Source organism: Corynebacterium frankenforstense DSM 45800, assembly GCF_001941485.1.
GTDB classification, from domain to species: Bacteria; Actinomycetota; Actinomycetes; order Mycobacteriales; family Mycobacteriaceae; genus Corynebacterium; species Corynebacterium frankenforstense.
Genome location: NZ_CP009247.1, coordinates 1,094,002 through 1,111,979 on the forward strand (window position 1 = coordinate 1,094,002; position 17,978 = coordinate 1,111,979).

Below are 17,978 nucleotides of genomic sequence, written 5' to 3' on the forward strand. Positions count from 1 at the left end.
GGGGCGGTTTCTTCTTGTCTGCTCTGCCGAAGCAGGGGGCGGAGAGAGGGGAGACTGTGGCGTCCAGGGATCTCTGGAGAGGCGGCTCGGGGTCTCGCGCGGAGTGCCCGGAGACGGAAAACGCCGCCGTACGCCCCGGGTGAGGGGCGCACGGCGGCGATCAGCGGGACGTCGTCAATTGAAGGACGTCCGGCGGGGCGTCACTCCGCGAGGACGACCTGGACGTTGTGCTCGCGCAGGGCGCGCACGAAGGACTCGGGGGCGGTGGCGTCGGTGATGACGACGTCGATGTCGTCGATCGAGGCGAAGCTGACCAGGTAGTCGTTGCCGATCTTCGACGAGTCGCACAGCACGACGACGCGGCGGGCGTTGGTGACCATCGCGGACTTGATGGCGGCCTCCTGGGCGTCGGCCGTCGACAGGCCGTGGTCCAGGGTCAGGGCGTTGGTGCCGATGAACGCGACGTCGGCACGCATCAGCGCCAGGGTGCGCAGTGCCGTGTCGCCGACGACGGCCTGCGTGATCGCGCGGACGCTGCCGCCGAGCAGCTGGATCTCGCTGAGACCCTTGTTGGCCAGGTTCAGGGCGATCGGCAGGGAGTTGGTCACGATGGACCACTGGTTGGCCTGGCCGGAATCGGAGATGAGGTCGGCCAGCGCGGTCACCGTGGTGCCGGCGTCCAGGAACATGCCGCCGGGCGGCTCGGGCAGGAACTCGAGCGCGGCGCGGGCGATCGCGGACTTCGCGGTCGGCGCGGAGCGCAGGCGCGCGTCCAGGGAGAGCTCGGTGGTCTGGAAGGACTGGGTGGCCACGGCGCCGCCGTGGACGCGGTGGACGATGCCCTCCTTGTCGAGCACGGCGAGGTCACGACGGATGGTCTCCGCCGTGACGTCGAAGCGTCTGGCCAGTTCGGTGACGTTGACGCGGCCCTCGACCGCGGTCTGTGAGGCGATCTGGCGTCGTCTTTCCTCGGCGTACATCTCGCTGGGCGCCTCCTCAGATGGGGAAATGTTTATGAGAGTGCGGGGGGAGTGGCAGAAAATGCCCGATGCCAACATTAAACCACAAAAACAGACATTGTACATAAGCGGTGGGACCCTATAGCAGCAAAAATAACCGAGCCATTGTGTGTGAATGTGCCCGGGTAAACATTGCTCTTCCGGTTCGACCTGCACCTGCGATGCAAAAAGAGGGACCCGTCACGGAAGCGTGTGACGAGTCCCTGAGGCTGGATCGGCCCCACGAACGGGGGTGGACGGGCGGGCGAGGCCCGTCCGGGCGTGCGTGGGGCCGGCAGGAGGGGAGGTGCTAGAGCTTGCGCATGACCGAGACGACCTTGCCCATGATCTCGGCGTCGTTGCCCGGGATCGGCTCGAAGGCGTCGTTGTGGGGGAGCAGCCACACGCCGCTGGAGTCGCGGTGGAACTCCTTGACGGTCGCCTCGCCGTCGATGAGCGCCGCGACGAACTCGCCCTCCTCGGCGACCGGCTGGGAGCGGACGATGATCCAGTCGCCGTCGAGGATGCCGGCGTCGCGCATCGACTGGCCGGAGACCTTGAGCATGAACAGCTCGCCGTCGCCGACGATGTCCGCGGGCAGCGGGAAGTAGTCGTCGATGTTCTCCTCGGCCAGGATCGGTGCGCCCGCGGCGATGGAGCCGACCATCGGCACGAAGGAGGTCTGCGCGTGCTCCGGCGGCTCCGGGGTACCCTTGCGGCCCTTCTTGACCGGGGCGCCGGAGAGGTCGCGGACGTCCACGGCGCGGGGCTTGTTCGGGTCGCGGCGCAGGAAGCCCTTCTTCTCGAGCTCCTTGAGCTGGTAGGCGACCGAGGAGGTCGACTGCAGGCCGGCGGCGTCACCGATCTCGCGGATGCTCGGCGGGTAACCGCGCAGCACCACCGCGTCGCGGATGACCTCCAGGATGCGGCGCTGGCGCGCGGTCAGGCTCGCGGGGTCTCTGGTGGTGGAGTTCTTCTGCTTCTTGGTCGATCGGTTGGTGGCCATGGTCGCGCGCTCCTGGTCTTCGTCTCTCTCTGGCCGGCTGGTCCGGGCCTGCCGGCGGTTCGCTCTCGGCCGGTCGGGGGCCGTTGTCGTCGGCCCCGTCATCCGGCTGTGGTCGGTTTGCGTTCAGTATAGCGCGTCCATGGCAACTGTGTTCGAGGATTTTGCCCGGCGTGGTGGACACACGCCCGGGCGGGTGCTATAACTCGAACACGTACCCGTAATCGAACAGATGAACTAGTCGATGTTCGAACAGTCACGCCCGGTCTTTAGGGTGGACCTCGAACACGGCGAAAGGAGAACCCCCATGACCATCTCGATGCAGCGTAACGCACAGTTCGTCCGGCCCGACAACGGTACGGTCGACGTCCGGAACACCGTGGCCGCACCGCTGGTGTGGGAGCCCGGTCAGGGGCGCTCGACGGCCGGTGTTCGAACGCTCGAGATTTCGAATACCGCCTCTCCGGGCGGGCGTGCCGGGATACCCGCCGGGGGTACCCGGAAGGGCGGTGCCCGGCGAACGTCTCGGCGAGTCCAGGAGCAGCGCAGTTCGCTGCTGGTCGGTGCGATCTGCGGGCTGGTGCTCGTGCTGGGCGCCCTGATCTTCGGCGAGTCTGACGACGCCGCCGGCTACCCGCCGGTCAACATGGGTTCGGCCACCCACCAGATCTCCACCGTCGACTTCGACGCCACCGCGGCGAAGTAGGCGGGTCCGGGCGGACACTAGACTCGGGTCGGTGCCCGGACGCCCCGGGCGAGCCGTCCCGGACCTAGGAGGGTGCCCGCAGTGTACTGCCCGTTCTGCCACAGCGACCGTTCCCGCGTGATCGACTCGCGCGTCATCGACGCCGGAACGGCCATCCGTCGCCGCCGCGAGTGCACCGCCTGCGAGGGCCGCTTCACCACGATCGAGAAGGCCGTCCTGCTGGTGGTCAAGCGCAACGGCGTGACCGAGCCGTTCAGCCGTGACAAGGTGGTCAATGGCGTCCGCCGCGCGTGCCAGGGCCGCGACGTGCCCGACGACGCGCTGAAGCGCCTCGCCCAGAAGGTCGAGGAGAAGGTGCGCTCGAAGGGGCCCTCGCAGGTCAACGCCAACGACATCGGTCTGGCCATCCTCGAGCCGCTGCTCGAGCTCGACGAGGTCGGCTACCTGCGCTTCGCCTCGGTGTACAAGTCCTTCGAGTCCGCCGAGGACTTCGAGAAGGAGATCCGCATGATGCGTCGTCGCGCCCGCGAGGCCGAGTAGGGGAGACCCGGCCTACAGCTTCGCGATCGCCTTCTCGATGCGCCGGCGCGAGACCGAACCCGCCGTGCCCAGACGCTGGGCGAAGAGGCTGACCCGGAACTCCTGGATCTGCCACTGCACGTCGCGTACCGCCTTCGTGCGCCACGCCGCCGCCGGGCGACCCGACATCTTCTTCTTCAACGCCGCCTTGACCGCCTCGACCTCGTCCTGACGGTCGGCGTCGCGGTCCGGGTCCTCCTGCATCTCGGCGAGCCGGATCTCCATCGCCTGGAAGTAGCGCGGAAGGTGGCGCAGGTGCGCCTGCGCGTGCACGAGCACGGCCTTCTCCGGCAGCAGGAACCCCAGCTGTGCGCGCATGTCGTCGATCGCCGGGCCCTCCCAGCGATCCAGCTCGGCGGCCACCGACAGGTAGGTCACCAGCGCCGGCGCGATCGCCACCACCGTGCGGCGCACCTGACCGGGCACCTCCGGCGCCACGGCCGCGGCCAGCTCCCGGTACTTCTCCGGGGAGCGCACCGGCCCGCCGTGGGCCATCATCAGGTCCCGGATGGCGGCGACACGGGCCTGCTCGACCAGGCCGTCGACCCCGCCGTGGGGGTAGTTGTCCACGGCGACGCGCTGCTTGAGCGGCAGCCCGCGCGTCATCTGCTTGGTCGAGACCGAGATCTCGCGCATCAGCATCGTCAGCGTCGCCGTGAGCATCGCCGAGTCCGCGGCCTGCTTCGTCGGCAGCACCTTGACCGCCACGCCGCCGTCGGTGGCCACCAGCGCCGGGTAGGCGGTGACCTCGTGGCCGTCGACGACCGTGGTGACCTCCTCGGCGACGTCACCGAGCGTCTCCGGGGTCCACTTCTCCGCGCGCTTCGACTCCGCGGCCCGGCCGAGCTTGCTCACCGAGGAGCGGATGTGGCCGGCCTGCCGGTCGCGCAGCGCGGGCAGGGACTTGTCGGTGTCGATGACCTTGCCGCGTTTGTCGATCGCCGCGAACGTCATCCTCAGGTGCGCCGGCAGCTTCGTCGGGTCGAAGTCCACGGCGTCGATGCCGCTGGAGCCGCACTCGTGCAGCGCGCGGGCCAGCTCCTCGGTGACCGTGCCCGCGTAGGGCTCGGCCAGGGCCAGCGCCTTGCGCGCGAAGTCCGGGGCGGGCACCACCGTGCGCCGCAGCGGCTTCGGCAGCGAGCGGATCAGCTCGGTGAACAGCTCCTCGCGGAAACCGGGCACCAGCCAGTTGAAGTCGGTCGCGTCCAGCCCGGCGAGCATCGGCACCGGCACCTTGACGGTCACGCCGTCGTCGGGCGCGCCCGGCTCGAAGCGGTAGGTCAGCTCGTAGTCGACGTCGCCGACGCGCATGTGGTCGGGGAAGGACTCCTCGGTGACCGCGCCCGCGGCGTCGGTGAGCAGCTTCTCCGGGGAGAAGTCGAGGAAGTCGGGCTGCTTGTGCCGCTTGCGCTTCCACCAGCTGTTGAAGTGCGCGCCCGTGGTCGCCGTCTCCGGCACGCGGGCGTCGTAGAACTCGAAGAGCGTGTCCTCGTCGACGACGATGCCGCGCCGGCGTGCCTTCTCCTCGACCTCGGCGGCCTCCTCGAGCTTGACCGCGTTGTCCCGGAAGAAGTGGTGGCGGGTGTTCCAGTCGCCGTCGACGAGCGCGTTGCGGATGAACATCTCGCGGGCGGCGGCCGGGTCGACCTTGTGGTAGGGCACCGGGCGGTCGGCGACGATCGGCACGCCGTAGAGCGTGGCCTTCTCGTGGGCCATCGCCGCGGCCTTCTTCGTCGACCAGTAGGGCTCGGAGTACTGGTAACGCACCAGATCGGGTGCGGCCTTCTCCACCCACGCCGGGTCGACGGCGGCGACGTCGCGGGCCCACAGCCGGGAGGTCTCGACGACCTCGGCGGCCATGACGAACTCCGGCGGCTTCTTCGCCAGCGCCGAGCCGGGGAAGATCATGAAGCGGGTGCCGCGGGTGCCCTGGAACTCACGCGACTTCCCGTCGCGCGCGCCGATGTGCTGCAGCAGCCCGGTCAGCAGCGCGCGGTGGATGGCGTCGGCGTCGCGCTTGCCCACGACGTTGGTCTTCTGCCAGCCCAGCTGCGCGGTGACCTCGGTGAGCTGGCGGATCAGGTCGCGCCACTCGCGGGAGCGCATGTAGTGCAGGTACTCGGCCTTCATCAGCTTGCGCAGCCCGTTGCCGGAGAGCTCGTGGCGCTTCTCCTCGACGTAGTCCCACAGCTTCAGGTAGCTCAGGAAGTCGCTGGTGGTGTCCTTGAAGCGGGCGTGGAGCTGGTCGGCCTGGGCCTTTTTCTCCATCGGGCGCTCGCGGATGTCGCGGATGCTCAGCGCGGCGACGATGACGATGACCTCCGCCAGGCAGCCGAGCGTGCGCGCCTCGACCAGCATGCGTGCAAGGCGCGGGTCGACCGGGATGCGCGCCAGGTCGCGGCCGATGTCGGTCAGCTGCGGCAGGCCGTCGCGCTCACGGTCGGTGATCGCACCCAGCTCGTGGAGCAGCAGCACGCCGTCGCGGATGGCCTTGCGCTCGGGCGGCTCGACGAAGGGGAACTCGGCGATGTCGCCCAGGCGCAGCAGGGCCATCTGCAGGATGACGCTGGCCAGGTTGGTGCGCAGGATCTCCGGGTCGGTGAACTCGGGGCGCGAGTTGAAGTCCTCCTCGGAGTAGAGGCGGATGGCGATGCCGTCGGCGACACGGCCGCAGCGGCCCGAGCGCTGGTTGGCGCTGGCCTGCGAGACCGGCTCGATGGGCAGGCGCTGGACCTTCGTGCGCGTCGAGTAGCGCGAGATGCGCGCCGTGCCCGTGTCCACCACGTAGCGGATGCCGGGCACGGTCAGCGAGGTCTCGGCGATGTTGGTCGCCAGCACGATGCGCCGCCCGGAGTGCGGGGAGAAGACGCGGTGCTGCTCCTGGTTGCTCAGCCGGCCGAAGAGCGGGGTGGTCTCCACCCCGCGCCAGTGGCGGGCCTCGATGGCGTCCATGGCGTCGCGGATGTCGCGCTCGCCGGGGAAGAAGCAGAGGATGTCGCCGGGCCCCTCGGCCATGAGCTCCTCGCACGCGGAGACCAGCCCGTCGAGCGGGTCGGTGTCGACGACCTTGTCGCCCTCCATGCGCTCCAGCGGGCGGTAGCGGATCTCGACGGGGTAGGTGCGCCCGGAGACCTCGAGGACCGGGGCGGGCTCGCCGTCGGCGTCGGCGAAGTGGTGGGCGAAGCGCTCCGGGTCGATCGTCGCCGAGGTGATGATGACCTTCAGGTCCGGCCGGCGCGGCAGCAGCCGCTTGAGGTAGCCGAGCAGGAAGTCGATGTTGAGGCTGCGCTCGTGGGCCTCGTCGATGATGATCGTGTCGTAGCCGTTGAGCCAGCAGTCACGCTGCATCTCGGCGAGCAGGATGCCGTCGGTCATCAGCTTCACCGCGGTGGTCGGGCTGACCCGGTCGTCGAAGCGGATGGCGTAGCCGACGGTCTCGCCGATCTTCTGGCCCAGCTCCTCGGAGATGCGCTCGGCGACGGTGCGCGCGGCCAGACGCCGCGGCTGGGTGTGGCCGATGCGCCCGCGCCGCCCGCGGCCGAGCTCGAGGCAGATCTTGGGGATCTGCGTGGTCTTGCCCGAGCCGGTCTCGCCGGCGATGACGACGACCTGGTTGTCGCGGATCGCCTCGGCGATCTCGTCGTGCCAGGCGGTCACCGGCAGCTGCTCGGGGTAGTGGATCTCCGGCACGTGCTTGTCGACGTCGCGCAGGCGTGCGGCGGCTGCGTCGATGTCGGCGCCGATCGCGGCGCGCGCCTTGGGCGCGCGCGCCTTACGCAGGCGGCGTCGGAAAGCTCGTTCGTCGGCGATGCTCACCTCGTCGAGCCGGGAGTAGAGCTCGTCGCGGGAGGGCGCGGCGGTGTCGGCGTCGTGGTTGCGGTCGGTGTTGTTGCTGGAGTCCATGTCGATGGGGAGATTCTAGTCCGCCCGGGCGCGACGCACCCCGGCAGGCCGGTGGAGACAGGCCTTACAGGGTAGCCTTGCGGCGTACGAAACTCAGTGTTCCGAGCAGAAAGGGTCTCCTCCGATGACTGGACCTGACGATCCCCGCGACAACGGGAACGCGGACGACCGCGATGACCTGACTCCCGGCTCCGGCGAGGGCGCGGACTCCGGGTCGTACCCGTCCTACCCGGCCTACCCGTCGACCAACCACCCGGAGGACCGCGAGGACTTCGGCAGGGCCGGCGCCGGTTACGACGCCGACGGCTACGGCGCGGGCTACGGTGCCGGCTATGACCAGGCCCACGACCAGAACTACGACCAGGCCTACGGCTACGACGCCGTGGGCTACGGCCCGGGCCACGACGAGGCGCCGGCGCTGCGCACGGCCGACGGCCGGGTCTCGATCACCGAGTCGATCGCCTGGGGCTTCCGCGCGACCTTCGCCGGCTGGCAGGTCTGGGTCCTGGGTACCCTCGCCGTGCTCGCCGTGGTCGCCCTGCTCGGCGGCCTCGGGTTCTGGGCGGACGTCAACTACGTCGGCTCGGGCGGTTCCGTGCTCGGCACGGCGACCAACATGATCACCAACTTCGGGATGCTGTTCCTGATGCCGCTGGTCTACAACCTGGCGCTCGGTCACATCAGCCGCGGCCGGGTCGACTGGGGCATGCTCAGGCAGAACCTGAACTACCTGCCCACGCTGGGCATGGTGGTGCTGGTCAGCGTGATCACCGCCGTGGCGGTCGCCGTCATCGTGGTCCCGGGTGTCCTCGTGGCCTTCGCCTCCGTCGACCCCGCAGCCGCAGCGCGCGGGGATCTGCCCGCCGGCGCGATGATCGGCCTCGCCGTGACGATGCTGCTGGCCCTCCTGGTCGCCCTCATCGTCGGGCCGCTGACCATGCTGTGGAACTGGACGGTCGCCGACCGGCGCGCGCCCTTCGGCGCCGCGATCGGCGTGGGCTTCCGCGCCGCGCTGCGGAACTTCTTCCCGCTGCTCGGCCTGAACATCCTGCTCGGCCTGATCACCCTCGTGCTGGTGGTGATCACCTTCGGCCTCGCGCTGCTGGTGGTCCTGCCCGCGTCCTACAACGCGCAGGCGCACGCCTACCGCCAGGCCGTCGGCGGTGTCGTCCCCGCTCGCGGCTGACAGCGGCCGGCCCCGCTGACACCGACAGCGGCCGGCCCCGCTGACACCGACAGCGGCCAGTCCCGCTGACACAGGAAACGGGCCCCGCACCCGGTGACCTCCACCGGGTACGGGGCCCGTCGCGTTGCGCTCGAACGGCCGTGGGGACCGCCGGGCCGCCGGCCGCCTAGGCGAGCAGCTTCTCGGCGGGGCGGGAGGCCTCGTCGTAGGCCTCGCGCATCAGCCGGCCGATCTGCTCGAACTCGTGGGCCCGTGAGCTCGAGGAGCGGTAGACCAGGCCGATCTCGCGGTCGGCGCGCACGCGCGGACCGAAGGTGGCGGTGGCCACGCCGGTGCGGTGGCACTCGGCGTCGACGGCGCTCATCGGCAGCAGCGTCGCGCCGAAGCCCGCGGAGACCAGCTGCATCAGCGTGGTCAGGCTCGAGGCGCGCGTGACGGCGTGCGCGGCCTTCGACGGGTTGATCTCCGCGCGGCGGCACAGGTCGATGATCTGGTCGTGCAGGCAGTGGCCCTCGTCGAGCAGCAGCAGGTCGAGCTGGTCGAGCACGTCGAGGTCGAGGTCGTGGGAGCCGGCCAGCGGGTGGTCCTCGGGCACGACGACCACGAACTCCTCGGTGTACAGCGGCAGGTCCACCATGCCGGAGGCCTCGGAGGGCAGCGCCATCAGCGCGAGGTCGATCTGACCCTCGCGCAGCATGGCCAACAGGTGCTTGGTCTTGTCCTCGACGACCGACGGGCTCATCTGCGGGCAGTGCTCACGCAGCCGCGGCAGCAGGGTGGGCAGCAGGTAGGGCGCGATCGTGGGGATCATCCCGATGGTCAGCGGTCCGGTCAGCTCACCGCCGGCGCCGCGGGAGCGGTTGAGGAACGCGTCGGCGGCCTCGAGGGTCTCCTTGGCGAAGGGCAGCAGCTTCTCGCCGATGGCGGTGACGATGACCTTGCGGGTGGAGCGCTCGATGAGCTGGACCCCGAGCCCCGTCTCCAGGGCCACGAGTGCCTGCGACAGTGAGGGCTGGGAGATGTTCAGCTTCTGCGCGGCGGTGCCGAAGTGTTTGTTCTCGGCGATGGTGACGAACGTCCGCAGCTGGGCGAGCGTGGGGCGGTACTCCTTGTTCGACATATCAATCAGGGTAACCTATCGCCGCCCGGAATGTGATGTCGGCCCCTAATAAGTCGCGGGAAATTTGAGGAGCGCTGAATTTCCGACGCCGCGCCGCCCGGCGCGGCGGGCACCGCACGGTCGGCGCGCGCACGCGCGCCCGCGCGGGCCACCGCGGGCGTCGGAAATCTCTCCTCCGGTGCTACCGGCCGCGGAACTCCAGCGAGCTCAGCCGCACCTCGCCGGCCTCGTCGGAGGCGTCGAGGTCGACCTCGCCGACGAAGGAGAAGGCGCGGTCGTTCTCGGGGTCGCGCAGGATCTGGCGCACCAGCCAGCGCCGCGCGTCGGACTCCTCGACGATGAAGTACTCGGGCCCGCGGGCGGCCGGCGAGGTGTCCACCTCGTCGAACTCGTTGAAGTAGGTGTCCATCGCCGCCGGGAAGTCGGGGGCGTCGTCCAGGTAGTCGAAGGCCTCGGCCAGCTCGTCCTCGCGCTCGTCGGCGAAGAGCTCGACCAGGCGGAACATGGCGTTGCGCACCATGATGCGGAAGGCGCGGCGGTTGGCGGTCAGCGCGGAGGGGTCGGTGACTCCGAAGGCGAGCTCCTGGGCGACGACCTCCTTCGAGACCGGCTGGTCCGGGTCGGCCAGCTGCGCCCACTCGTCGACCAGCGAGGAGTCGACCTGGCGGATCAGCTCGCCGAGCCAGACGACGATGTCGTCGAGCTCGTCGGTGTAGTAGGCCTCCGGCACCGTGTGGGCCAGGGTGCGCCAGGCGTCGGTGAGGTAGCGCAGCACCACGCCCTCCGAGCGGCCGAGCCCGTAGGCGGAGACCAGGTCGGAGAACGTCATGGCGTGCTCGACCATGTCGCGCACGACGGACTTCGGCGAGACGTCGAACTCCCGCGCCCACGGCGCGCCCTGCGCGTACGTCTCGAAGGCGGAGTCGAGAAGCTCCTCCAGGGGCTTCGGCCAGGTGATGTCCTCGACGATGGCCATCCGCTCGGTGTAGTCGACGCCGTCGGCCTTCAGCTCGGCGATCTCGCGGCCGCGCGCCTCGCTGCGCTGCGCGCGCAGGATCGGGCGCGGGTCGTCGAGGACCGACTCGAAGACGCTGATGACGTCGAGGGTGAACGTCGGCGAGTCCCGGTCGAGCAGCTCGAGGGCCGCCAGGGCGAAGGGGCTCAGCGGCTGGTTGAGCGCGAAGTCGCGGGGCACCTCGCGGGTCAGTCGGTAGGTGCGCCCGGCCTCGTCGGGGCCGCCGCCGGGGGCGCGCTCGACCACGCCGGCGTTGATCAGCCCGCGCACCAGCCCGACCGTGGTCAGGATGTCGCGGTTCTGCCGGGCGCGCGTCTCGTGGTTGCCGCGCAGCAGGTGGTGGAAGTGGCCGTAGGCGTCGCCCGGGCGGGCCAGGATGTTGATGACCATCGAGTTGGAGACGCGGAACTGCGAGTGCATCTGCTCGGCCGGGGCCTCGACGAGCCGGTCGAAGGTCTTCCTCGACCAGGTCACCTCGCCGTCGCGGGCGTGCCTGGTGCGCACCTTCTTCAGCTTCTTCGGGTCGCCTCCGGCCTTGGCGCGGGCGCGGATGTTCTCGATCTCGTGCTCGGGGGCCTGCACGACGACGTAACCGGTGGTGTCGAAGCCGGCGCGCCCGGCCCGCCCGGCGATCTGGTGGAATTCGCGCGACTTCAGCACGCGCTGGCGGGTGCCGTCGAACTTGGCCAGCCCGGTCATCAGCACGGTGCGGATGGGCACGTTGATGCCCACGCCCAGGGTGTCGGTGCCGCAGATGACCTTCAGCAGGCCGGTCTGGGAGAGGCGCTCGACCAGGCGGCGGTACTTGGGCAGCAGCCCCGCGTGGTGCACGCCGATGCCGCGGCGCACCAGCTTCGACAGCGTCCTGCCGAAGGTGGTGGTGAACCGGAAGCCGGCCAGCTCGGTGTGCAGGCGCTCGTTCTCCTCGTCGGTGAGCAGCTTCAGGGAGGTCAGCGCCTGGGCGCGTTCGGTGGCCTCGCGCTGGGAGAAGTGCACCACGTAGACCGGCGCGCGGTTGTTCTCGAGGAGGCGCTCGATGGTCTCGTGGACCGGGTCGGTGGCGTACTCGAACTCGAGGGGCACGGGGCGCTCGGCGTCGGCGCCGACGAGCTGGGTGGCCCGGCCGGTGCGCTCGGTGAGGTCCTCGCGCAGGTCGGTGGTGTCGCCCAGGGTGCCGGACATGAGCAGGAACTGCGCCTGGGGCAGCTCGAGCAGCGGCACCTGCCAGGCCCAGCCGCGCTCGGGGTCGGAGTAGTAGTGGAACTCGTCCATGACCACCTGGTCGATGTCGGCGCGCCTCCCGTCGCGCAGCGCGATGTTGGCGACGATCTCGGCGGTCGCGCAGATGATCGGGGCGTTGCCGTTGACGGTGGCGTCGCCGGTCATCATGCCGACCTGCTCGGGGCCGAAGACGTCGCACAGGGAGAAGAACTTCTCGGAGACCAGCGCCTTGATCGGGGCGGTGTAGAAGCTGCGCTGCCTCTTGGCCATCGCGGTGAAGTGCGCGGCGATGGCGACCATCGACTTGCCCGAGCCGGTGGGGGTGGCCAGCACGACGTTGTCGCCCGCCACCAGGTTGAGGGCCGCCTCCTCCTGGGCGGGGTAGAGCTCGATGCCCTTCGAGCGGGTCCAGGCGGTGAACGAGTCGAGGATGGACTCGTCGACGAGGGAGGCGGGCACCTCGTCGAGGTCGGGCAGCATCTGGGCGAGATTCACCCTGCCCACCCTAGCCGGGCGTCCACGCGGCGCGTGGCGGGGCTACTCGCCCTGCGGCGGCTGCGGGGAGTCCGGGCCCTCGCCGTCGTCCTCGCCCGGGCCGTCACCCGGCTCGTCGAGGCGGGCCAGGAAGCGCTCGAACTCGGCGCCGAGCTCCTCGCCGCTGGGCAGGTCGGCCTCGCCGGGCATGACGGCGCGCGGGTGGGCCTCGCGGTACTTCTCCACGGCCTCGTCGTACTGCTCCTCGAGGGCGCGCACGACCTGCTGGATCTCGCCGGAGTCGTCGGTCTGCTCCGCCAGCTGCTCGGCCACCCGGCGCGCGTCGTGCTCGAGGGTGCGCAGCGGCAGGTCGAGGTCGGTGGCGTCGGCGACCGAGCGCAGCAGGTTCAGCGTCGCGGCGGGGTAGGGGGAGGCGGCCACGTAGTGCGGCACGTGCGCGGTGTAGCCTGCGACGTTGCGCCCGGCGCGCGCCAGCGCCGCCTCGATGCGCAGCGCGGCCGAGCCCGGCAGGACGACCTTGCCGTCGAAGCGGTACATCCGGCCGACCAGCCCGGGGGCGTTGCCGTGGGCGGAGACGACCAGCGGGCGGGTGTGCGGCACCGTCATCGGCGCGGAGTACAGGCAGATGGTGTTCTCCACGTCGTAGCGCTCGACCAGGTCGGTGACGGCCTCGGTGAAGGCGTTCCAGCGCATGTCCGGCTCGGGACCCGACAGCAGCAGGAAGGACCGGCCCTCGGGGTCCCGCAGCACGCGCATGTCGAGGCTGATCTGGTCGGTGCGGATGATCTCGTGGTCCTCCATGGTCACCGCGGGCCGGCGCGAGCGGAAGTCGACCAGCTCGTCGGTGTTGAAGGAGGCGACCAGGCGGTTCTCCAACGCGGCGAGCAGGTGCTCGGAGACGGCCTCGACGGCCTGCCCGGCGTCCGCGTACCCCTGCAGCGCCACCACGAGGGTGGGCCCGTGCTGGTGTCCGTCCCGGATCTCCGGGGTGGGGTACTCCAGCTCGTACATCCGACGCTCGTCGTCGTTCATGACGTGCCTCCCTTACCTGTTCGCTTCGCCGCGGCCGCCCCGGTCGGCGGGGCGCTCGCGGTCACACCGGGTACAACGCCACCGGCCCCGCCGATAATTCCGTGGTGTCCTCCGGCGGGCGGTGAAAGCCCCGGCCTGAACCGTCGATTATAGCCGTGTGCCGCGCCTCACGGGCCGCCCCGCGCGGCCGGTCCTGTGGATTGCACGCGGTACTCCACAGGCGGGCGGTGCGCGGCGCGCGCCGGGTGGTCCGGGCGGCGACCATGGCGCCATGACCGATTCCACGGAACACACCCTGCACACCCCCGGAGACCTGATCGCCAACCTGCCCGCCGTCTTCGGCTTCTTCCCCGAGGACTCCCTGGTGCTCGCCGCCTTCCTCGACGACGGCGTCCGCTTCGCCCTGGGTCCCGTCCTGCGCGTCGACCTGCGTCCCGTCGACGCCGAGGCCGTCGAGTCCGCCCTCGGCAGTCTCGGCGCGTACCGGGCGGGCGACGGGCGCGTCATCGCCGCCTTCGTCATCACCGCCGACGCCGCCGAGCGCGACCGCGTCTGCGAGCTGCTCTTCGCCGCCTCGCGCGCCGGGGACGTCGACCTGCTCGGCTGCTGGAGCGCCGAGGGGGTGCTGGCCGGCGGGAGCTACGAGCTCGAGTTCTGCCCGCCGGGCGCCGAGCCCCTCGACGACTGGTACGGCGGGCGCATCCCCGAGGTCGTCGCGGCCGCGGCGATGGCGCCGCTGCTGCGCCGCGGCGAGCTGCCCGAGCCCGACCGGGAGGCCGCCCTGGAGTTCTTCGCGCCGCTCGCCGGACGAGAGATTGACGACGTCGCGCCCGGCGCCGCCGCCGGTACCCGTGCGGTCGGTGCCGTCGCCGGCACCCGTGCGGTCGGTGGTGGGGCGCCCGTGGCCGGCCCGGCCGGCGTGTTGGACGACGTCGTGCTCGCTGCCGCGGCCGAGCGTGCCCGCGGGTTGGCAGCAGCGATGCGACGCGGGGGAGCGGCGGGACGGGCCGCGTACGGGGCCGTCGTCGGTGCGGCCGAGAGGGCCCTGGACGCGGTAAGTCAAGGCCGAGGACTTGTTCGTGGTTCTTTTTTCGAGGATCTGGTCTGCCTCGCGGGCGCCCTCGGCGAGACTCACCTGCGCGACGCGGTGGCCGCGACCGTGCTGGATCACCCCGAGGCCGCCGAGCGGGTCCTGGCGGTGCTCGTGCGGGTGCTCAGCGGGGAGGCCCGGGCCAACGCGCTCTGCCTCTACTCGCTGGTGGCCGGGCCCGCCGGCCACGGGCACCGGGTGGCCGCCGCGCTCGCGGTGGCGCGCACGGAGTTCCCGGCCCACCGGCTCACCCGCCTGCTCTCCGAGGCGCAGCTGCGGTGCGGCCCGGAGGTGGTCGCCGAGCGGGTACGCCGCGGCAGTCGGCAGGTCGCCGAGCGCCTCGGCGTGGCGGGCGCGGACCCGGCCGGCGGGATCGACGGGCTCGCCGCGTGAATCTTTTGGCCTCAGGCCTTCCCGGCGCGGTAGGCCGCGGCGTCGAGGTCCTTGGTGAAGGCCCAGGCGTCGGCCACGATGCGCGGCAGGTCCGTGCGCGTCGGGTTCCAGCCGAGCTCCTCCTTGATGCGCTCGGAGGAGGCGACGAGCACGGCCGGGTCGCCGGCGCGGCGCGGGGCCACCTCGGCGGGGATCGGGTGCCCGGTGACCTCGCGGCAGGTCTCGATGACCTGGCGCACCGAGTAGCCGTCGCCGGAGCCGAGGTTGAAGATGCGGTGGCGGCCCGGCTCGTTGGTCGTCAGCGCCAGCAGGTGGGCGTCGGCGAGGTCGCGGATGTGGATGTAGTCGCGCACCGCGGTGCCGTCCTCGGTGGGGTAGTCGTCGCCGAAGATGAAGATCTTCTCGCGCTGGCCCAGAGCGACCTGCAGCACCAGCGGGATCAGGTGGGTCTCCACCTCCCGCGACTCGCCGACCGCGCCGTGGGCGCCGGCGACATTGAAGTAGCGCAGGCTCGTCGCGCCGAGGCCGAAGGCCGCCGCGTACGAGGTGATCAGGTGGTCGATGGCCAGCTTCGTCGCCCCGTAGGGGTTGGTCGGCGCGGTGGGGAAGTCCTCGGTGATCGGCACCTCGGCCGGCTCGCCGTAGGTGGCGGCCGTCGAGGAGAAGACGAGGCTATTGACCCCGTGGGCGCGCATCGCGTCGAGCAGCTTCAGCGTCGAGACGAAGTTGTGGTGCCAGTAGACGTCCGGCTTCTCCACGGACTCGCCGACCAGGGAGCGGGCGGCGAAGTGCAGCACGCCGTCGAAGTCGCCCCCGGCGAGGACCTCGTCGGCGGAGTCGTCGATGTCGCCGACGACGAGCTTGGCCTGCTCCGGCACCGCGCCGCGGTTGCCGGTCGACAGGTCGTCGAGGACGGTGACCTCGTGGCCGGCCTCGACCAGCACGTGCGAGCAGACGCTGCCGACGTAGCCTGCGCCGCCGGTGACCAGCAGGCGCAGCGGGCGGGACTGGCTCATTCGTCGATCCTCTCGACGCGCAGGGCGTGGCCGAGGTAGTCGGCCAGCTCGACCGACTGCCCGTCGTGGGTGACGGTGACGGTGCCGTCGTTGTTGGTCACGTCGACCTCGGCGCCGACCACGGCGCCAATCTCGGTCAGGGCGCGGAACTGGCGGACGTCGACCTGCAGGATCTCGTTGATCTGCAGCAGGCGCACGTGCGCGGTCTCACCCTCGGGCAGGTCGACGGGGCGGATGCCGCGCTCCAGGGACTCCGGGCCCTCCGCGCCGAGCTGCTCGAGCCCGGGCACGGGGTTGCCGAAGGGGGAGAGCGTCGGGTCGTCGAGCACCGCGATCACGCGGCGCTCGACCTCGTCGCTCATCACGTGCTCCCAGCGGCAGGCCTCCTCGTGGACCTGGTGGATGTCCAGGTCCAGGACGTCGGTCAGCAGCTGCTCGGCCAGGCGGTGCTTGCGCATCACGGAGATGGCGCGGGAGCGGCCCTCCTCGGTCATCTCGAGGCTGCGGTCCGGGCGCACGTGCAGCAGGCCGTTGCGCTCCATGCGGGCCACGGTCTGGCTGACGGTGGGACCGGACTGCTCGAGGCGCTCGACGATGCGGGCGCGCAGCGGCGTGATGCCCTCTTCTTCCAGTTCGTAGATCGTGCGGAGGTACATCTCCGTCGTGTCGACCAGATCTCTCACGTTCTCGGACCTCTTCGTGCTTACTGTCAGCGGCTGACCTGTCGGCGACACCGGCGCCGGCGGGGGACGATCCGCGGAGGGCAATGAATCCGCCGCGGATAATGAAGTTATCTTATCAATCCTGCGTCGTCGGTGAGACAACGCCTCCGAACCTGCGTTCGTGACCAGAATACGCCAGCCTCGCCTTCCACGGGCGGAATACGACCCCGTGGCGTACAGAAGTCTGCACTTAACTGTCCGGGAGCGGCCGGTCGGCGGCCCGAGCGGCGGCGGTCGCCAGGCGGCGGGGCTGCGGGGTGAGGGCGGCCGACCCTCGGCGGCGTGCGGCCGGCTCGCTGCGGCGTGCGGCAGCCCCGAGCCCGCCGGCGCAGCAGAAAACCCCGCCGCCCACGGCGACGGGGAAGGTGCCCGGGACTCAGGTCCGGGCGGGGACGGGCCCCGGGGCCGGTGGGGACCGGACCCGGGTGGGAAACGGTCCCGGCGGGCCCCGAGGGAGAGGAGGCTAGAGGGCGTAGTCGCGCAGGCGGTCGGCGCGATCGCCGTCGCGGAGCTTGCTCATCACCTCGTGCTCGATCTGGCGCACGCGCTCACGGGAGAGCCCGAAGCGCCGGCCGATCTGGTCCAGGGTGCGCGGCACCCCGTCGTCGAGGCCGTAGCGCAGGCGGATGACGTCCTCCTCGCGGTCCTCGAGCGTGCCCAGCACGGAGCGGATGTCCGAGTGGCGCAGCGAGGCGACCACGGCGGTCTCCGCGTCGGCGGCCTCGGCGTCCTCGATGAAGTCGCCCAGCGGGGCCTCCTCGTCGGCGCCGACGGGCATGTCCAGGCTGACCGGGTCGCGCGACTGGCGCAGCAGCATCTCGATGCGGTGCTCGGGGATGCCGGACTCCTCGGCCAGCTCCTCGTTGGTCGCCTCGCGGCCGAGGTGCTGGTAGAGCTCGCGCTTGATGCGGGAGAGCTTGTTGACCTGCTCGACGAGGTGGACGGGCAGGCGGATCGTGCGCGACTGGTCGGCCATGCCGCGGGTGATCGCCTGGCGGATCCACCAGGTCGCGTAGGTGGAGAACTTGAAGCCCTTGGCGTAGTCGAACTTCTCCATCGCGCGGATCAGACCCAGGTTGCCTTCCTGGATCAGGTCCAGCAGCGGCATGCCGCGGCCGGTGTAGCGCTTGGCCAGGGAGACAACGAGGCGCAGGTTGGCCTCGAGCAGGTGGCTGCGTGCCTTGCGGCCCTCGCGGATGAGGACCTTCAGGTCGCGCTTCTTGGCGCGGGTGAGACGCTGGTCGGAGTGGTTGAGCACCCGGTCCGCATAGAGCCCGACCTCGATCTGCTGGGCGAGCTCGACCTCCTCCTCCGCGGTCAGCAGCGCGGTCTTGCCGATGCCGTTGAGGTAGACGCGGACCAGATCGGCCGACGGGTTGTCGTTGGTCTGGTTGCGGCGACTGCCCTTGTCGTGGGGGACGTCCTTCGAGTCGTGGTCCTTGGCGGACGCAGTTGTCATGCAGGCCTCCTCAGTGTTGCCGTCTCGAAGGGTGTAACGC

13 protein-coding genes are annotated in these 17,978 nt (G+C 70.8%); 4 read left to right on the top strand and 9 right to left on the bottom strand.

Going from position 1 to position 17,978, the window contains the following annotated elements:
• Nucleotides 1-200: 200 nt before the first annotated feature.
• Nucleotides 201-980, bottom strand: coding sequence for a DeoR/GlpR family DNA-binding transcription regulator (locus tag CFRA_RS04750; RefSeq protein ID WP_075663678.1), 780 nt, complete (start codon nt 978-980; stop codon nt 201-203).
• 328 nt (nt 981-1,308) lie between these two features.
• Nucleotides 1,309-2,004, bottom strand: coding sequence for a transcriptional repressor LexA (gene lexA, locus CFRA_RS04755; RefSeq protein ID WP_075663679.1), 696 nt, complete (start codon nt 2,002-2,004; stop codon nt 1,309-1,311).
• 304 nt (nt 2,005-2,308) lie between these two features.
• On the opposite strand from lexA, the gene CFRA_RS11590 reads away from it, so the two are divergent.
• Together CFRA_RS11590 and nrdR are read left to right on the top strand one after the other, a co-directional pair.
• A complete protein-coding gene (locus CFRA_RS11590; RefSeq protein ID WP_156887966.1) occupies nt 2,309-2,707 on the top strand; it encodes a hypothetical protein in 399 nt (132 codons plus the stop codon).
• Between the two features lie 81 nt (nt 2,708-2,788).
• Complete coding sequence (gene nrdR, locus CFRA_RS04760) at nt 2,789-3,247, top strand: transcriptional regulator NrdR (RefSeq protein WP_075663680.1); 459 nt, start codon at nt 2,789-2,791, stop codon at nt 3,245-3,247.
• Nucleotides 3,248-3,259: 12 nt separating this feature from the next.
• Here nrdR and hrpA read toward each other — a convergent pair whose 3' ends face one another.
• The gene (gene hrpA / locus CFRA_RS04765) at nt 3,260-7,189 is read right to left on the bottom strand and encodes an ATP-dependent RNA helicase HrpA (RefSeq protein WP_075663681.1); all 3,930 of its coding nucleotides are present in this window, start codon (nt 7,187-7,189) and stop codon (nt 3,260-3,262) included.
• Between the two features lie 124 nt (nt 7,190-7,313).
• On the opposite strand from hrpA, the gene CFRA_RS04770 reads away from it, so the two are divergent.
• Nucleotides 7,314-8,375 carry a hypothetical protein gene (locus CFRA_RS04770; RefSeq protein ID WP_075663682.1) on the top strand — a complete coding sequence of 354 codons (1,062 nt, stop codon included), beginning with the start codon at nt 7,314-7,316 and terminating at the stop codon, nt 8,373-8,375.
• A 166-nt stretch (nt 8,376-8,541) separates the two neighbouring features.
• Here CFRA_RS04770 and CFRA_RS04775 read toward each other — a convergent pair whose 3' ends face one another.
• The 3 genes from CFRA_RS04775 to CFRA_RS04785 form a co-directional block, all read right to left on the bottom strand.
• Nucleotides 8,542-9,495 (bottom strand): hydrogen peroxide-inducible genes activator, encoded by a 954-nt coding sequence (locus CFRA_RS04775; protein ID WP_075663683.1) that lies wholly within the window; start codon nt 9,493-9,495, stop codon nt 8,542-8,544.
• Nucleotides 9,496-9,676: 181 nt separating this feature from the next.
• Nucleotides 9,677-12,211: a DEAD/DEAH box helicase gene (locus tag CFRA_RS04780; protein ID WP_075663684.1), complete on the bottom strand. Its 2,535-nt coding sequence runs from the start codon at nt 12,209-12,211 to the stop codon at nt 9,677-9,679.
• Between the two features lie 57 nt (nt 12,212-12,268).
• Nucleotides 12,269-13,258 carry a PAC2 family protein gene (locus CFRA_RS04785; protein WP_075663685.1) on the bottom strand — a complete coding sequence of 330 codons (990 nt, stop codon included), beginning with the start codon at nt 13,256-13,258 and terminating at the stop codon, nt 12,269-12,271.
• Between the two features lie 271 nt (nt 13,259-13,529).
• Between CFRA_RS04785 and CFRA_RS04790 the strand changes: the two genes are divergently transcribed.
• On the top strand, nt 13,530-14,741 hold the full coding sequence (locus tag CFRA_RS04790) for a DUF4192 domain-containing protein (RefSeq protein WP_075663686.1): 1,212 nt from the start codon (nt 13,530-13,532) through the stop codon (nt 14,739-14,741).
• A gap of 11 nt (nt 14,742-14,752) precedes the next feature.
• On the opposite strand, the gene galE is transcribed toward CFRA_RS04790, so the two are convergent.
• The 3 genes from galE to CFRA_RS04805 form a co-directional block, all read right to left on the bottom strand.
• Nucleotides 14,753-15,739, bottom strand: a complete 987-nt coding sequence (galE, locus tag CFRA_RS04795) for a UDP-glucose 4-epimerase GalE (RefSeq protein WP_075664879.1) — start codon at nt 15,737-15,739, stop codon at nt 14,753-14,755.
• A gap of 14 nt (nt 15,740-15,753) precedes the next feature.
• Nucleotides 15,754-16,440 carry a metal-dependent transcriptional regulator gene (locus CFRA_RS04800; protein ID WP_075663687.1) on the bottom strand — a complete coding sequence of 229 codons (687 nt, stop codon included), beginning with the start codon at nt 16,438-16,440 and terminating at the stop codon, nt 15,754-15,756.
• Nucleotides 16,441-16,942: 502 nt separating this feature from the next.
• Nucleotides 16,943-17,938: a sigma-70 family RNA polymerase sigma factor gene (locus CFRA_RS04805; protein ID WP_075663688.1), complete on the bottom strand. Its 996-nt coding sequence runs from the start codon at nt 17,936-17,938 to the stop codon at nt 16,943-16,945.
• Nucleotides 17,939-17,978: the final 40 nt, after the last annotated feature.

Excerpts from the sequence above, each read along its gene's own strand:
- CFRA_RS04750 (WP_075663678.1), bottom strand. The coding sequence starts at position 980 with ATGTACGCCGAGGAAAGACGACGCCAGATCGCCTCACAGACCGCGGTC.
- lexA (WP_075663679.1), bottom strand. The coding sequence starts at position 2,004 with ATGGCCACCAACCGATCGACCAAGAAGCAGAAGAACTCCACCACCAGA.
- CFRA_RS11590 (WP_156887966.1), top strand. The coding sequence starts at position 2,309 with ATGACCATCTCGATGCAGCGTAACGCACAGTTCGTCCGGCCCGACAAC.
- hrpA (WP_075663681.1), bottom strand. The coding sequence starts at position 7,189 with ATGGACTCCAGCAACAACACCGACCGCAACCACGACGCCGACACCGCC.
- CFRA_RS04770 (WP_075663682.1), top strand. The coding sequence starts at position 7,314 with ATGACTGGACCTGACGATCCCCGCGACAACGGGAACGCGGACGACCGC.
- CFRA_RS04775 (WP_075663683.1), bottom strand. The coding sequence starts at position 9,495 with ATGTCGAACAAGGAGTACCGCCCCACGCTCGCCCAGCTGCGGACGTTC.
- CFRA_RS04780 (WP_075663684.1), bottom strand. The coding sequence starts at position 12,211 with ATGCTGCCCGACCTCGACGAGGTGCCCGCCTCCCTCGTCGACGAGTCC.
- CFRA_RS04785 (WP_075663685.1), bottom strand. The coding sequence starts at position 13,258 with ATGAACGACGACGAGCGTCGGATGTACGAGCTGGAGTACCCCACCCCG.
- CFRA_RS04790 (WP_075663686.1), top strand. The coding sequence starts at position 13,530 with ATGACCGATTCCACGGAACACACCCTGCACACCCCCGGAGACCTGATC.
- CFRA_RS04805 (WP_075663688.1), bottom strand. The coding sequence starts at position 17,938 with ATGACAACTGCGTCCGCCAAGGACCACGACTCGAAGGACGTCCCCCAC.